Source organism: Comamonadaceae bacterium OTU4NAUVB1, from assembly GCA_024372625.1.
Lineage (GTDB): Bacteria > Pseudomonadota > Gammaproteobacteria > Burkholderiales > Burkholderiaceae_C > Variovorax.
In genome coordinates this window covers 1482640-1497886 of the sequence record CP099605.1, presented here as the reverse complement: position 1 = coordinate 1497886, position 15247 = coordinate 1482640, and the positions used below count along the sequence as shown (strand labels likewise).

The 15247-nt window shown below is 72.7% G+C and carries 9 protein-coding genes; 3 read left to right on the top strand and 6 right to left on the bottom strand.

The window, feature by feature from the left end; translation table 11 throughout:
- Positions 1–18: 18 nt before the first annotated feature.
- The 5 genes from NF681_10440 to NF681_10420 all read right to left on the bottom strand — a co-directional run bounded on the left by NF681_10440 (position 19) and on the right by NF681_10420 (position 11547).
- Complete coding sequence (locus NF681_10440) at positions 19–738, bottom strand: carbonic anhydrase (GenBank protein ID UST55552.1); 720 nt, start codon at positions 736–738, stop codon at positions 19–21.
- A gap of 104 nt (positions 739–842) precedes the next feature.
- Positions 843–1151 carry a plasmid stabilization protein gene (locus NF681_10435; protein UST55551.1) on the bottom strand — a complete coding sequence of 103 codons (309 nt, stop codon included), beginning with the start codon at positions 1149–1151 and terminating at the stop codon, positions 843–845.
- A gap of 154 nt (positions 1152–1305) precedes the next feature.
- On the bottom strand, positions 1306–3933 hold the full coding sequence (alaS, locus tag NF681_10430) for an alanine--tRNA ligase (GenBank protein UST55738.1): 2628 nt from the start codon (positions 3931–3933) through the stop codon (positions 1306–1308).
- A gap of 466 nt (positions 3934–4399) precedes the next feature.
- On the bottom strand, positions 4400–5620 hold the full coding sequence (locus NF681_10425; protein ID UST55737.1) for a TIGR03862 family flavoprotein: 1221 nt from the start codon (positions 5618–5620) through the stop codon (positions 4400–4402).
- A gap of 110 nt (positions 5621–5730) precedes the next feature.
- Positions 5731–11547: a UvrD-helicase domain-containing protein gene (locus tag NF681_10420; GenBank protein UST55550.1), complete on the bottom strand. Its 5817-nt coding sequence runs from the start codon at positions 11545–11547 to the stop codon at positions 5731–5733.
- A gap of 304 nt (positions 11548–11851) precedes the next feature.
- Here NF681_10420 and trxA point away from each other — a divergent pair, with 304 nt between their 5' ends.
- Both trxA and rho read left to right on the top strand, forming a co-directional pair.
- Positions 11852–12184: a thioredoxin TrxA gene (trxA, locus tag NF681_10415; protein ID UST55549.1), complete on the top strand. Its 333-nt coding sequence runs from the start codon at positions 11852–11854 to the stop codon at positions 12182–12184.
- 178 nt (positions 12185–12362) lie between these two features.
- Complete coding sequence (rho, locus tag NF681_10410; GenBank protein ID UST55548.1) at positions 12363–13628, top strand: transcription termination factor Rho; 1266 nt, start codon at positions 12363–12365, stop codon at positions 13626–13628.
- A 120-nt stretch (positions 13629–13748) separates the two neighbouring features.
- On the opposite strand, the gene NF681_10405 is transcribed toward rho, so the two are convergent.
- Entirely contained in the window at positions 13749–14810 is a 1062-nt protein-coding gene (locus tag NF681_10405) for an oxidoreductase (GenBank protein UST55547.1), read from the bottom strand.
- A 143-nt stretch (positions 14811–14953) separates the two neighbouring features.
- Here NF681_10405 and NF681_10400 point away from each other — a divergent pair, with 143 nt between their 5' ends.
- Positions 14954–15223, top strand: a complete 270-nt coding sequence (locus tag NF681_10400) for a type B 50S ribosomal protein L31 (GenBank protein UST55546.1) — start codon at positions 14954–14956, stop codon at positions 15221–15223.
- Positions 15224–15247 lie beyond the last annotated feature (24 nt).

Below are 15247 nucleotides of genomic sequence, written 5' to 3'. Positions count from 1 at the left end.
GCCGGGGGGCCCGCGGGCTCACTGGACGAAGAAATCGACCTTGCCGTCGTCGAGGTCGTAGCGCGCGCCGACGACCATCAGCTTGCCCGCCTTGATCGGATCGGCCAGCGTCGGCTCGCCGGTGCGCAGCCGCTCGACGGTGCGACGCACGTTCTCGCGCACCGCGCCGTCCAGGAGTCCGTCGCCAGCGGCGCCCATCGCCTTGGCCTTGAGCACCGCCGGGATGATCGGCTCGACCATCTGCCCGATGCTGCCCGGGAAGACCGTGTTCTTCTCCACCACCGACACCGCCGCGTCCACCGCGCCGCAGCGCTCGTGGCCCAGCACCAGGACCAGCGGCACGTTGAGCACCTGCACGGCGTACTGGATGCTGCCCATGGCCACCGTGTCGATCGTGTTGCCCGCGTTGCGCACGATGAAGAGCTCGCCCAGGCCGGTGTCGAACAGGAGTTCGGGCGGAACGCGGCTGTCCGAACACCCCACCAGCACGGCGAAGGGAACCTGCGCGCGCGCGATCGCCAGGCGCCGGTCGCTGTCGCGCGCGGTCTTGAGCAACGGCTTGTCGTTCAGGAAGTCCTCGTGACCCTGCTTGAGCTTGGCCAGCGCCTGCGCCGGGGTCATGGTGGTCTTCGGACCCTCGGCGGCATGGGACGACAGGGCGCCGACGCTGGCGGCCAGGCCGAGTGCGCCGTAGCCCAGACGGAAGAACGAGCGGCGCGATGAATCGAGGGGGTACATGGGGAGTCCTGTTGTTGTGTGAACTAAATCACAACATCGGACTCTCCGGGCGTCAAGCCTGCCCCTCGGCCGGCACGGGTCATCGGCTTGCGCGGGACGCCGCCTCAGGACGCCGCGGCGTTGCGCTTGCGGGTCTCGGCGCCCTTCTTCGCCGAGGCGGAGCGCTGTTCCGGCGTGCGGGCGGCCGAGGCGGCGCCGCCGGTCCTGCCGCCCTTGCGGGACGGCGCATGGTCCTCGGGCTGGCCGCGCCCCGAACCGCTCTTCTTGCCGCCGCCGCTCTCCTTGTTGACGGTGGCCCAGGCGCGCGCCTCGGCCTCGTCCTTGGGCACGCCGCGCTGCTCGTACCCCTCCTCGATGTGCTCGGCCTGCCGCTTCTGCTTGTCGGTGTAGGCGGACTTGTCACCTCTGGGCATGGAACGCTCCTTCCTGTCGATGGTTCGATGAAGGCGATGTCATCGGCCGACCCACCCGCCCGCCATGTAGGAGGAACGAAAGCCATCGCGTCGGCAGCCGCCGGACGGGGCTGCCGCTGCCGCCACTCCTGCCGGCGCGACGCCTCCCGGGCGTTCAGAGCCGTCCGGCCACCCAGTCGCGCACCGACGCGAGCGCGCCCGGCAGCGCGCCGGCGTCCGTGCCGCCGGCCATCGCCATGTCGGGCTTGCCGCCGCCCTTGCCGCCGACCTGCTGGGCGACGAAGTTGACCAGTTCGCCCGCCTTGACCCGGCCCAGCGCGCCGCCGGTCACGCCCGCGGCCAGCTGCACCTTGGCCCCCTCGACCACGGCCAGCACCACCACGGCCGACGTCAGCTTGTCCTTGAGCTTGTCCATGGTGTCGCGCAGGGTCCTGGCGTCGCCGCCGTCGAGCCAGGCCACCAGCAACTGGACGCCGCCGCCCACGTCCACGGCCTGTCCGACCAGCTCGTCGCCCTTGGAGGACGCCAGCTTGCCCTTGAGCGCGCCGATCTCGCGTTCCAGCGACTTCATCTGGTCGAGCACCTGGCCCAGGCGCGACTGCAGCTCCGCCGCCGGCGTGCGCAGGGTCGACGCGACGCTGTGCACGGTCGATTCCAGGTCCTGCAGGTAGTGCAGCGCGTTGGCGCCGGTGACGGCCTCGATGCGGCGCACGCCGGCGGCGACGCCGCCCTCGCCCGTCACCTTGAACAGGCCGATGTCGCCGGTGCGCCGCACGTGGGTGCCGCCGCAGAGTTCGCGGCTGTCGCCGATGTCGATCACGCGCACCGTCTCGCCGTACTTCTCGCCGAACAGCATCATCGCGCCGGTCTTCTGCGCTTCCTCGATGGGCAGCACGCGCACGACGTTCGCCTCGTTCGACAGGATCTGGGCGTTGACGCGCCGCTCGATCTCCAGCACCTGCGCCGGCGTCACGGGCGCGCCGTGGGCGAAGTCGAAGCGCGTCTTGTCGGCATCGACCAGCGAGCCCTTCTGCTGCACGTGCGTGCCCAGCACGTCGCGCAACGCCTTGTGCATCAGGTGGGTGACGCTGTGGTTGCGCTGCGTGGCCGCGCGCCGGTCGCCGTCGACCGTGGCCCGGACCGCGTCGCCCACCCTGAGCGTGCCCTGGGTCTGCGTGCCGTGGTGGCCGAAGACGTCGGCCTTGATCTTCTGCGTGTCCTCGACGCCGAACTGCACGCCCTCCGCGCCGATGAAGCCCTGGTCGCCGACCTGGCCGCCGCTCTCCGAATAGAACGGGGTGGTGTCCAGCACGACGATGCCCGCCTGGCCCTCGGCGAGTTCGCCGACCGCCACGCCGTCGGCGTAGAGCGCGACGACGCGGGCGGATTCCTCCAGGCTTTCGTAACCCGTGAAGACGTTGCCGTGGCCGGCGTAGTCGACATTGCGGTCCATCCTGAACTTGCCCGCGGCGCGGCCGGCGGCCTTCTGCTTCTCCATCGCGGCGGCGAAGCCCTCGGCGTCCACGCTCACGCCGCGCTCGCGGCAGACGTCCTGCGTCAGGTCCAGCGGGAAGCCGAAGGTGTCGTGCAGCTTGAAGGCGACGTCCCCCGGCAGCGTCCTCGCGTCGCCGGCCAGGGTCGCGTCGAGGATCTCCATGCCGTTGGCCAGCGTCTCGAAGAAGCGCTCCTCCTCGGTCCTGAGCACCTCGACGATGCGGGCCTCGTCGGCCACCAGCTTCGGGTAGGCCTCGCCCATCAGCGCCACCAGGTCGGGCACCAGCTTGTGGAAGAACGGCTTCTTCTGCCCGAGCTTGTAGCCGTGGCGGATGGCGCGGCGCACGATGCGGCGCTGCACGTAGCCACGGCCCTCGTTGGAGGGCACCACGCCGTCGGTCACCAGGAACGCCGTGGCGCGGATGTGGTCGGCGATGACGCGCAGGCTGTTGTTGCCGAGGTCGGTGGTGCCGGTCTCGCGCGCGGCGGCCTTGACCAGAGCGTCGAACAGGTCGATCTCGTAGTTGCTGTGGACGTGCTGCAGGATCGCCGCCAGGCGCTCCAGGCCCATGCCGGTGTCCACGCAGGGCGCGGGCAGGCGCGCGACGCTGCCGTCGGCGGCCATGTCGAACTGCATGAACACGTTGTTCCAGATCTCGATGAAGCGGTCGCCGTCCTCGTCCGGGCTGCCGGGCGGGCCGCCGGGGATGTGGGGGCCGTGGTCGTAGAAGATCTCGCTGCACGGACCGCACGGGCCGGTGTCGGCCATCATCCAGAAGTTGTCGGACTTGTAGCGCCCGCCCTTGTTGTCGCCGATGCGGATCACGCGCTCGGGCGGCAGGCCGATCTCCTTCGTCCAGATGTCGTAGGCCTCGTCGTCCTCCTCGTAGACCGTGGCCAGCAGGCGCTCGGCCGGCAGCTTGTAGACCTCGGTGAGCAGTTCCCAGGCCCACTGCAGCGACTCGCGCTTGAAATAGTCGCCGAAGCTCCAGTTGCCCAGCATCTCGAAGAAGGTGTGGTGGCGCGCGGTGTAGCCCACGTTCTCCAGATCGTTGTGCTTGCCGCCGGCGCGCAGGCAGGCCTGGACCGAGGTCGCGCGCACGTAGGGGCGCTTGTCCTCGCCCAGGAACACGTCCTTGAACTGGACCATGCCCGAGTTCGTGAACATCAGCGTCGGGTCGTTGCCCGGCACCAGCGGGCTCGACGCGACGATCGTGTGGCCCTTCGAGGCGAAGAAATCGAGGAAGGTCTTGCGGATGTCCGCGACCGTGAAGGTGGGCTGGCTCATGGGATGTGGAGGTGCTCGCGCCGCCGGTCCTGGAAGGCCCGCCGGCCGCTGGATTCGAGGGGCTGGATGCCCGTCGATTATAGGATTCGCCCCCTCGCCGGGCGTCTCCCCGGACCGGCGGCCCTGGGCGGCGGGAACCCCCAGCCGCGCGCGCAGCGCCTCGGCCAGCGCCAGCGTCCGGCGCGCCATCGCCGCGACGGGACGGGCGCCGGGCGGCCGCCCACCGACGCCGAGGACGGCGGTGTCGAAATGCCCGGCGAGCGCCGTGGCGGCGTCGTGCAGGCACTCCGCGAGCGATGCCGGCCCTTCGCGCACGTGGCGCGCGTCGCCGTCGCCGATGCGCACGCCGTGGCGGTGGTCGCCTTCGGGGGTCTTCGTGATGTCGACGTGCGGATGCATGCGCGTGGCCTGGTGCGGCGCAGGGATGGTCCGGTCCGGCGCCCGCTCCGCCCATGCGCCGAACGGCTTACCCGGGCGCGTTCGCCGCCGACGGCGCGTGCGCTTCCCGGCCCAGCACGCCGTGCGCCGCCGCCAGGCCGCTGGCCATGCTCGCGTTCAACAGGTAGCCGCCGGTCGGCGCTTCCCAGTCGAGCATCTCGCCGGCGCAGAAGACGCCGGGCAGCGCGGCGGACTGCAGGCGTGCGTCGAGCGCCTCGAAGCGCACGCCGCCCGCGCTGCTGATGGCCTCGGCCACCGGACGCGCCGCGGCCAGGCGCAGGGGCAGCGCCTTGATCGCCGCCGCGAGCCGCGCCGGATCGTGCATCGCCTCGCGCGACAGCACCTCGTTGAGCAGCCCGGCCTTCACGCCGTCGAGGCCCAGCCGGCCCTTCAGGTGGCTCGCGAGCGAGCGTGAGCCCCGGGGATGGGCGACGGCGGCCAGCACCTGCGCCGCGCTGCGGTCGGGCAGCAGGTCCAGGTGCAGCGTCGCATGGCCCTGCGCGGCGATCGCGTCGCGCAGCAGCGCCGAGGCGGCATAGACCAGGCTGCCCTCGATGCCGGTGGCGGTCGCCACGAACTCGCCCCGGCGGGCGAAGTGCCGGCCGTGCGCGTCCGTGAACGCGAGGGCCACCGACTTGAGCGGCCAGCCGGCGAAGCGCCCGGTGAAGTGCTCGCTCCAGCCGACGTCGAAGCCGCAGTTCGCCGGCACCAGCGCCTCGACGGCGACGCCGCGGGCGCGCAGCCACGGCACCCAGGCGCCATCGGAGCCCAGCCGGGGCCAGCTCGCCCCGCCGAGCGCCAGCACGACGGCGCGCGCGCGCGCCTCGACGGGCCCGGCCGGCGTGTCGAACTCCAGCCGGAGCGCCGCGCCGGCGTGGGCGTCGAGCCCGCCGGTCCAGCGATGGCGCATGTGGAACTGCACGCCGGCCGCGCGCAGGCGATGCAGCCACGCGCGCAGCAGCGGCGCCGCCTTCATGCCCATGGGAAACACGCGGCCGGAGGTGCCCACGAAGGTCTCGACGCCCAGGCCGGCGGTCCACGCGCGCAGCGCGTCGGGGCCGAAGGCGCTGAGCATCGGCTCGATGGCCGCGCGACGCTCGCCGAAGCGGCCGGCGAACTGCGCGAACGGTTCCGAATGCGTGAGGTTGAGGCCGCCGCGCCCGGCCAGCAGGAACTTCCGGCCCACCGAGGGCATGGCGTCGTACAGGTGCACCGGCACGCCGGCCGCGCTCAGGGCCTCGGCGGCCATCAGGCCCGCGGGGCCGCCGCCGACGACGACGACGGGCTCGGCCACGGGCGGGGCATCGGAGGGCGCCTCGGCGGCGGCGGAGACGGGGGCGGACAGGGCGTGGAGGTCGTTCATTCGGAGGTGGTGGGTTCGCGTGGCGCGGGCGGGACGAGGGTCGGGTGCGCCGGCAGCCCCCGGCGCGGCGGGCGCTTCAGCAGGAAGGTCGCGTCGCCATCGGCGTGCCCGGTGGGGCGCACCGGCGCGGGCGCGGCCAGGGGCTCGCACTGTCCCTGCAGCCGCAGCCACCAGCTGCCCTCGGCCGGGCGCGCGGGCTGCACCGACGACAGCACCAGGCGGTCGCGCGCGCGGGTGGTGGCGACGTAGAGGCCGTTGAGTTCCTCGCGCAGGCGCGCCGCCTGCTCGTCGCGCAGCAGGGTCGCGGCGCAGGCCGGGGGCGTCTTCTCGCTGGCCACGAAGACGAAGCGGCCGGGCCGTGCCTGGTCGCCCTTCCATTCGATCAGCACGCCCATGGTCTGGCCGCGCGGCGCGGCCGCGTCGCAGTCCAGCATCAGCACGTGGTCCGCCTCCAGGCCCTTGGCGCCGTGCACGGTCAGCAGGCGCACGGCGTCCGGTCCCGCCACCGAGGGCGCCCGCACGCCGCCCGCGCGCAGTGCGCGCACCAGGGCGTAGGGCGTGGCGAAGCGCCCGCCCTCGATGTCCAGCGCCGCGCCCAGCAGGCCGCGCAGGTTGGCCAGCACGCCCTCGCGCAGGGTCGGCGGCGCGGCGGCGCCGAACCGCGCGAGCACGTCCGCGTCCTCGTAGATGGCGCTGAGCGCGTCGTGCGGTGGCAGCGCGCGCAGCCAGTCGCGCCAGCGCCGCAGCACCGGCACGGCGGCCGCGAGCGCGGGGGGCAGCGGCGCGAGCGGCGCCGCCGACGCATCGGTGGGCGCCGGTGCCGCTGCCGGAGCCGATGCCGGACCGTGCGCGCCGGCGCCGTCGGAGAAATCGACGGCGGCCTCGTCGCGTCCGGTGCCTGCGAAGGGTTCCTCGAAGTCGGGCACGTCGCTGAAATCGGGCATCTCGTCGAGGCCGGCCGGGGCCCGGGCGTCGAAGCCGTCGCGGTCGCCTTCCCGATCCCGCCCGCCGTCCGCGCCGCCGTCCGGCGCCGTGGCGTCGAGCCCCAGCAGCGCCGACCAGTTCGTCCCCGGCCGCGCCCGCTGGCGCAGCGCCAGCGCCACCAGCGCCGCGTCGTCCAGGCCGAACAGCGGCGACTTCAGCGCGCGCGCCAGCGACAGGTCGTGCGCCGGCGAGACCAGCGCGTCGACCAGCGCGATCACGTCCTGCACCTCCGAGGCATCGTGCAGGTCGTTCTTCTCGGGCTGCTCGGTGGCGATGCGACGGGCGCGCAGCGCGTCCTGCATCGCCGTCAGGCGGCTGCGGCGACGGGCCAGCACCATGATCTCCTTGGGCGCGACGCCCTCGGCGATGCGCGCGGCGACCCAGCGCGCGGCCTGCTCGCATTCGAGCTGCAGCAGGCGCGTCTCGGGCAGCACGCGGGGGGTCGAGAGGCTGTCGCGCCAGCGCAGCGCGTCCGCGCCGTCGTCCCGATCGGGGTCCGCCCCGGCCAGTGCCGTCACGGCGTCGCGGGCGATGGCGGGCAGCTTCTGGACGGCGCCGCCGTCCGCGCGCTGGGTGCTGTGGTCGCGAAAGCCCTCGAACTGGTCCTGCGCCTGGGCCGCGCGCATCGCGTGGTTGACCAGGCCGACGACGCGCCGCGCGTTGCGGTGGGTGTGGTCGCAGCTCAGCAGCTCGCCGCCCAGGCCGGCGCGCACGAAGTCCTTGGCCGCGATGAACACCTGGGGCTCGGCGCGCCGGAAACGGTAGATGCTCTGCTTGGGGTCGCCGACGACGAACACGCCCGGCGGCCGCGCGCCGGCGCCGCTGTAGCCGCTCAGCCAGGCATGCAGGGCCTGCCACTGCAGCGGATTGGTGTCCTGGAACTCGTCGATCAGCAGGTGCGCGACGCGCGCGTCGAGCCGCTCCTGCACCCAGCCCGACAGCGCCGACTGGCCCAGCAGCAGCTGCGCGGCCTGCTCGATGTCGTTCATGTCGATCCAGCCGTTGCGGCGCTTGACCTCGGAGAAGGCGTCGATCAGCAGCCGCGCGAGCCGCGTCATGCGCTGCTGGTGGCACCACGCCGCGTGCTGGGCCTGGGCCGCGCACAGCACCTGGAGCTCGGCCTCGGCCGACTGGGCGGCGCCGTACTTGCGCAGGTGGTTGGTCAGGCGGTCCTCGGCGGCGACGAAGAAGGCCTTGCGCAGCCGCGCCAGCGCCGCGGCGCCGTCCTCGACGGCCGGCACGCCGCCGCCGAAGACCTCGACGATCGCCTCGGCCGCCTTCTGCGGGGTCTTGTTGGTCTCGCCGCCGAGCGCGGCGGCGCGCGCGAGCCATTCGCGCCGCGCCGCTTCGGTGGCCAGCGCGTCGGCGGGCTCGCGCAGGCCGTCGAGCGACGGATGCAGCGCGCCGAACGGCTGGACCGCCGTGGCCGGCTCCGACAGCGTGAACTCCACGCGCCGCGTCAGGGCCTCGCCCAGCGCCTTGGCGATCTGCGAGCGCCCGTGCGTCGCGACCAGCGCCCGGTAGTCGGCGAGCGCGTCGGCATCGGCCGCCACCGCCTCGAAGAACGGTCGCCACGCCTGGCCGCGCGCCTCGGCGTCGTCCTCCAGCAGCTCGTAGTGCGCCGGCAGGCCCAGCGCCGTCAGCGCGGCCATCGGCGCATTGCGCACCAGGCCGGCGAACCAGGCGTGGAAGGTGCGGAACTGCACCGGCCGGCCGCCGTCGAGCAGCCGCCGGTACAGCCCCTTCAGGCGCGGCGCGGCGGCGGCGGCGGCGCCCGGCGCCATGCCGCGCAGCACCAGCTCGGTCGCGAGGACCTCGGGCGTCTGACCCGCGAACTGCGCGAGCCACTGGTCGAGCCGCGCGCCCATCTCGCCGGCGGCCTTGCGGGTGAAGGTGATCGCCAGGATCTCGTGCGGCTCGCAGGCGCCCTCGCCCTCCTCCAGGAGCGCGCGGACGATGCGCGAGACGAGCATCCAGGTCTTGCCGGCGCCGGCGCAGGCCTCCACCGCGACGTTGCGGCGCGGGTCGCAGGCGATGCGGTAGAAGTCTTCGCGCGCGACCGGCCGTCCGTTGTGCTCGTACGCGGGCGCGGTGGCCACCGGCAGGTCCTCGGCTTCCGGCGGTGGCGGCTCGACCCCCACGTCGGCGGCCCCGACGCGGTCGTCGCCCGCCAGGCCCCCGGCGCCCTGCGGCGCCGTCGCGACGGCGTCGTCGCTCCACGAATCGCGGCGGCACAGGCCGCGCGCGTCGCAATGGTCGCAGACCGCGCCCTCGCCCAGCGGCGGCAGCGGCGCGCCGTCGGCGATGCGCGCGAAGTCGGTCATCAGGCCGTCGACCAGCGCGTCGCGCGCCGCGACGACGTCCGGCTGCTCCACCGTCTTCGTGCCGGGCGCGCGCTCGCCGACGTTGACATACGCCGCGCGCAGGGTGTCGTCGGCCATGAGCGCGGCGTAGAACGCCAGCTGGGTGTCCTCGGCCGGGTCCTTGACGCGGTCCTCGGTGGTCTTGAGGGCCTCGGTCTTGTAGTCGATGACGAAGGCGCGGCCATCGGCGGTGCGATCGATCCGGTCGAGCCGTCCGACCAGTTCCAGCCGGCCCAGGGGCTGGCGCATCCAGGGCTCGGACTCGACGAACACGGCGCCGCCGGCCTCGTGCGTGCGCAGCCAGTCGAGGTAGCCGTCGCGCACCGCCGGCCAGGCGGCGGCGAAGGGCAGGAACTCCGCCGCGCCCAAGGCCGCCTCGCGCGTGGCGCGCTCGGCGGCCTGCTCGATGAGCGCCAGACGCGCCGTCCGGTCGGCATCGGCGGCGTGGCGCAGCGTCTCGTGGAAGTGCCCGAGCACGGCGTGCAGCCAGTTGCCGAAGTCGCGCTTGTCGACCTGCGAGTCGATCTCCTCGGCATTGCGCAGGCCGAGCTGGCGCAGCGCGAAGAAGCGGTACGGACAGCGGCGCAGGTCCTCGTAGACGCTGGTGGAGACGGTGGCCAGCGGCAGTTCGTCGCCACGGGGCGCGGGGCGCGCCGTGGGACGCAGCGCGACCGGATCGGCGACGCGCGGATCGGCGGCGTCGACGGCGCCGCCATCCAGGCGCAGCGCCTGCAGCAGCGCGCTCGGCCGCATCGGCTCGCCGGTCGAATCGGCCGCCCGCCAGAGCAGGTCGCAGCGCGGCTGGCACAGGGCCATCGCCCAGGCCGCGCGCTGGGCGGCCTCGAGCGCCTCGCGCGAAGGCAACCCCAGCGCCAGGCGCTGCGCCGCCGTCCAGGCGCCGGGCGGCTCGGGCGAGGCCGGCACGCGGCGCTCGTCGCAGCCGGGCATCACCACCGCGTCGAAGGCACGGCCGAGCAGCTGCTGCATCGGCAGCACGATGACGTGCGAGGCGGCGCCGCCGGCCGGCGGCACGAAGCTGCCGGCCTCGAGCACGTCGCGCACCCAGCCGGTGAATTCGCCGAGCGTGAAACGGCCACCGGAGAGGCGGCGCGCGGGCGCGGCGGCGCCGGCGCCGCCGGCCGCCGGGCCGCCCTCGCCCCGGTCGCCGCCTTCCGCCGCGTCGGTGCCGGCATCGAGCCACAGCGCCGCCACGACGCCGGCGCCCGCCGCATCGGCGGCCAGCGCGTCCCAGGCGAGCGTGGCCTCCAGCAGGCGGCGCAGGTCGCGCAGCCAGTCGTCGAGCGCGCGCGCCTTCGACAGCCCGGCGCGGCGCGCCTCCACGAGGGCGGTCAGGCGCCGCAGCGCGGCGTCCTCCTCGCGCGCACCGGCGGCGATGGCGCGCGACCAGCGGCGCCACTCGCGCAGGCCCTCGCGGCGCAGGCGCGTCTCCAGGGCGTCGATCTCCCCGGCCGGCAGATCGCCCGTGCCCTTGAGCCAGTCCAGCACCTCGTCGCTCGTGGCCTCGCGCGCGCAGGCCCGCAGCGCCCCCATGAGGGTCGCGGCGGAGCGCGTGGTGGAGAGCTTCCAGCCGGTCTCGTCGTGCGTGGGCACGCCCAGCGACTGGAGCTGCGCGGCGATGCGGCGCGTGAGCACGCGATCGGTGGCGACCAGCGCGACCGCGGCGTGGCCCTCGGCCAGCCGTTCCATCACGCAGGCGGCGGCGCGCTCGGCCTCGTCCTGCGGGTCGGCCGCGGCATGCACCCGGGCGGGCCCGGGCGGCGCCGGGCAGGCCGGGAACGGCAGGCGCACGGCGGCCTCGCCCCAGCGCTCGCACAGGGCGAGCGCCAGCGGATCGGCCTGCAGGCCCTCCAGCACGATCAGCAGGTCCACGTGGGTGGCTTCCGGACCCCGCAGCAGCACGTCGGTGGCGTAGGACGTGGTGGCGACCCATGCCAGCGCGATGGCGTTGAGCGCGCCCTCGGTCTTGAACCACTCGGCGTCGCCCTCGATGCGCAGGGCCGACTGCAGCGCCAGCATCCAGGCGGCGCGGTCGTCGGGGTGGCGCGCGGCGGCCAGCGGCGCGAGCTGGCAGGCCAGCTCGACCAGGCCGCCGGCGAGCGCCTGCTTCTCGGCCCCGAAGCTGGTCTGCGCGAGCAGTGCCTGGGCGGCCACCAGGTCGCGCGCCATGTCGAAGACCAGGTCGTGCGGCGCGGACGTGAAATCCCCCATGCCGCGCGCCCAGTTGCGCGTGGTCTCGAAGCGCGGCGCGCCATGGGCCGTCGCGCAGCGTGCCCACATCGCCTCGGCCACGCCGATGAGCTGGGCATAGGGCACGAGCACGACGCAGCGCGCGGGCCGCACGCCACGCCGCGCCAGGACGCCGTCGATGCGCGCCACCAGACCCTCGACCGGGTCGCACCAGAGCGCCTGCACGGGATGGGCGGGAGGCGGCGGATTCATGGACATGGCGGGCATTCGATCGGCTGGGAGGGGGTCGGGGCGGCGGCGGCCGCCGCGCGGCGGCGAACCCGGAGGCGGCGCCTGGAGGGGTCGGCGCCGTCCGGGGCAGGATCGGCAGGATTGGCGGGAGACCAGGGAGCGACCAGATGGGGGCGTCGCACGCCCTTTCCAACCCCGCTGCGCCCATCGCGTCCATAGGAAAGGCGGTGTCCCGCCCCCCGTGTCGCCAGGGTCGTTTCTGTCACAATGAATCGCACTTTAGCGGCCTCCGCACGGCGGCCGTACCCCCAGCGCTTCAAGGACTGAAACCATGGCCAGCGAACTCATCAAACACATCTCCGATTCCTCTTTCGAAGCCGACGTGCTCAAGTCCGGCCAGCCGGTGCTGGTGGATTACTGGGCCGAGTGGTGCGGTCCGTGCAAGATGATCGCGCCGATCCTCGACGAGGTCTCCAACACCTACAAGGGCAAGCTCCAGGTCGCCAAGATGAACGTCGACGAGAACCGCGACATCCCGGCCAAGTTCGGCATCCGCGGCATCCCCACGCTGATGATCTTCAAGGACGGCCAGCTCGCCGCCACCAAGGTCGGCGCCATGAGCAAGGCTCAGCTCACCGCCTTCATCGACCAGCAGCTCGCCTGAACTTGGGCGCACGGCGGCCACCCGCGCAACGCGGCGGCCGCCTTTTTTTTCCTGTCATAATCTCGGACAGATCACCGGCTCGCCCGGTTTGAGTTCCCCGGTTCCCGAGGCCGTTCTCGCCTCTTCCCGAACCTCCCCCCGTCTCCCGTTCGACATTGCCCCCGTGTGGGGTTGCTCCATGCACTTAAACGAACTCAAGGCACTCCACGTGTCTGAAGTCCTCAAGCAGGCCGAAGCCCTTGAGATCGAAAACACCGGCCGCATGCGCAAGCAGGAACTGATGTTCGCGATCATCAAGAAGCGCGCGAAGGCCGGCGAACAGGTCTTCGCCGATGGCGTGCTCGAAATCCTGCCCGACGGCTTCGGCTTCCTGCGCAGCCCCGACACCAGCTTCACCGCCAGCACCGACGACATCTACATCTCGCCGAGCCAGGTGAGGCGCTTCAACCTGCACACCGGCGACATGGTCGAAGGCGAGGTCCGCACGCCCAAGGACGGCGAGCGCTACTTCGCGCTGACCAAGCTCGACGCCGTCAACGGCGGCCCGCCCGAGCAGAACAAGCACAAGGTGATGTTCGAGAACCTGACGCCGCTGTTCCCCAAGGAGCAGATGAAGCTCGAGCGCGACGGCATCAAGGGCGAGGAGAACATCACCGGCCGGATCATCGACATCATCGCCCCCATCGGCCGGGGCCAGCGCGCCCTGCTGGTGGCACCGCCCAAGAGCGGCAAGACGGTCATGATGCAGCACATCGCCCATGCCATCAGCGCCAACTATCCCGAGGTGCACATGATGGTGCTGCTGGTGGACGAGCGGCCCGAGGAAGTGACCGAGATGCAGCGCACCGTCAAGGGCGAGGTCATCGCCTCGACCTTCGACGAACCCGCGGCCCGCCACGTGCACGTCGCCGAGATGGTGATCGAGCGCGCCAAGCGCCTGGTCGAACTGAAGAAGGACGTGGTGATCCTGCTGGACTCGATCACCCGCCTCGCCCGCGCCTACAACAACGTCGTGCCCTCCTCGGGCAAGGTGCTGACCGGCGGCGTGGACTCCAACGCCCTGCAGCGGCCCAAGCGTTTCCTGGGCGCGGCCCGCAACGTCGAGGAAGGCGGCTCGCTGACCATCATCGGCACCGCGCTGATCGACACCGGCAGCCGCATGGACGAAGTGATCTTCGAGGAGTTCAAGGGCACCGGCAACTCCGAGATCCACCTCGATCGCCGCCTCTACGAGAAGCGCGTGTTCCCGTCGATCCAGCTCAATCGCAGCGGCACCCGCCGCGAGGAACTGCTGCTCGCGCCCGAGATCCTGCAGAAGACCCGCATCCTGCGCCAGCTCATGTACAACATGGACGAGATCGAGTCGATGGAGCTGATGCTCAAGAACATGAAGGCGACGAAGACGAACGTGGAGTTCTTCGACATGATGCGGCGCGGCGGCTGACCCGGTCCCGCGCGCACTCCACGTCGCTTCGATGCCCCTCTTCGCAGGGGCGGACACCGGTGCCCGGATATCCATCGACAGAAATCCCGTCCTCCGACGGGATTTTTTTTGGCCCGTCCGTCACGCGCCCGGTTGGGCCGCCGCTTCCGCCGCGCTGCGCCGGCCTTCATCGAGCAGTTCCATGAGTTCGACGGCCTGCTCGGGCGGCACGGGATTCGGGCCCGCGCCGCGGACCGCGTCGCGCACGGCGGCGTAGTAGCCGGCGTAGTTGCCACGGCGGTTGGGAACGGTGCTGTCGCTGAACCAGTTCTCGAAAGCCGCGACCTTGAGGGCACCGGGATGGGGATCGACGCCCCAGTCCTCGCCGCCCGGGCGCCGGCCCGCGCGCAGGGCGTCCTCCTGCGGATCCACGCCATGCTTCACGTAGCTGCCCCGGGTGCCGTGCAGGACGTAGCGCGGCGCGGCCTGAGCCGCCAGCGTGGTGGCGTGCAGCACGACGCGCAACGGCGCGCCGGCGCCCCGTTCGTAGCGCAGCACGGCATGGAAATGGTCGTCGACGACGGCGCCATCACGCAGGGCGGCGGTGTCGAGCCGGAGGACGTCGGGGCGTCCGAAGAGCTGCACGGCCTGGTCGAGCAGGTGCGACCCGAGGTCCAGCCAGAGACCGGCGCCGGGCACGTCCTGCTCGCGCCAGCGCGCGCGCACGTCGGGACGGAAGCGGTCGAAATGGGACTCGAAGTACACCGGACGGCCCACCGCACCGCTCGCCAGCAGGTCGCGCAGGGTCAGGTAGTCGGCGTCGTAGCGACGATTCTGGTAGACCGACAGCAGCCGGCCGCGTGCCCGCGCGAGCGCGGCGAGTTCGCGCGCCTGCGCCGCGTCGAGCACGAAGGGCTTGTCCACCACCACGTGCTTGCCCGCGTCCAGCGCGCGGGCCGCCAGGGGGTGATGCACGTCGTTGGGCGCGGCGATCACGACCAGGTCGACATCCTCGCGATCGCACAAGGCGGCGGCATCGGACTCCACCGCCACGCCGGGCCAGTCGGCCCGGACGCGCTCGGGCCTGGAACTGGCCACGGCGACCAGTTGCAGGCCCGGCACGGAAGTCAGCACCGGCGCGTGGAAGGTCTGGCCGGCGAAGCCATAGCCGACGAGGCCGATTCGAAGCGGGTTCGTGTTCATGTCTCTTCAGTATGCGATAATCATGGGCTCCGCGAAAAGTGCAGCAGGGCAGGTCCGCCCCGCCCCTTCCAGGGACAGCCTTCCGATCCGGCGCGATCGACGGCTTGTGGCTCTCGCAACGACCCCGCAAGGAAACCAACACCATGGCAAAAGAAGGCATCCACCCGAACTACCGCGAAGTCCTGTTCGTGGACATGTCCAACGGCTTCAAGTTCGTGACGCGTTCGTGCGCGAACACCCGCGAGATGGGCACCGCCGACGACGGCCGCGAACTGCCGCTGTTCAAGCTCGACACCACGAGCGAATCGCATCCCTTCTACACCGGCACGCAGAAGTCGGTCGACAACATGGGCGGTCGCGTCGAGAAGTTCCGCAACCGTTTCGGCAAGACCACCGGCGCCGTCGCCAAGTAAGGCGATCGCTTCCAGTCGAGGGCA

Excerpts from the sequence above, each read along its gene's own strand:
- NF681_10440 (UST55552.1), bottom strand. The coding sequence starts at position 738 with ATGTACCCCCTCGATTCATCGCGCCGCTCGTTCTTCCGTCTGGGCTAC.
- NF681_10435 (UST55551.1), bottom strand. The coding sequence starts at position 1,151 with ATGCCCAGAGGTGACAAGTCCGCCTACACCGACAAGCAGAAGCGGCAG.
- alaS (UST55738.1), bottom strand. The coding sequence starts at position 3,933 with ATGAGCCAGCCCACCTTCACGGTCGCGGACATCCGCAAGACCTTCCTC.
- NF681_10425 (UST55737.1), bottom strand. The coding sequence starts at position 5,620 with ATGGCCGCCGAGGCCCTGAGCGCGGCCGGCGTGCCGGTGCACCTGTAC.
- NF681_10420 (UST55550.1), bottom strand. The coding sequence starts at position 11,547 with ATGTCCATGAATCCGCCGCCTCCCGCCCATCCCGTGCAGGCGCTCTGG.
- trxA (UST55549.1), top strand. The coding sequence starts at position 11,852 with ATGGCCAGCGAACTCATCAAACACATCTCCGATTCCTCTTTCGAAGCC.
- rho (UST55548.1), top strand. The coding sequence starts at position 12,363 with ATGCACTTAAACGAACTCAAGGCACTCCACGTGTCTGAAGTCCTCAAG.
- NF681_10405 (UST55547.1), bottom strand. The coding sequence starts at position 14,810 with ATGAACACGAACCCGCTTCGAATCGGCCTCGTCGGCTATGGCTTCGCC.
- NF681_10400 (UST55546.1), top strand. The coding sequence starts at position 14,954 with ATGGCAAAAGAAGGCATCCACCCGAACTACCGCGAAGTCCTGTTCGTG.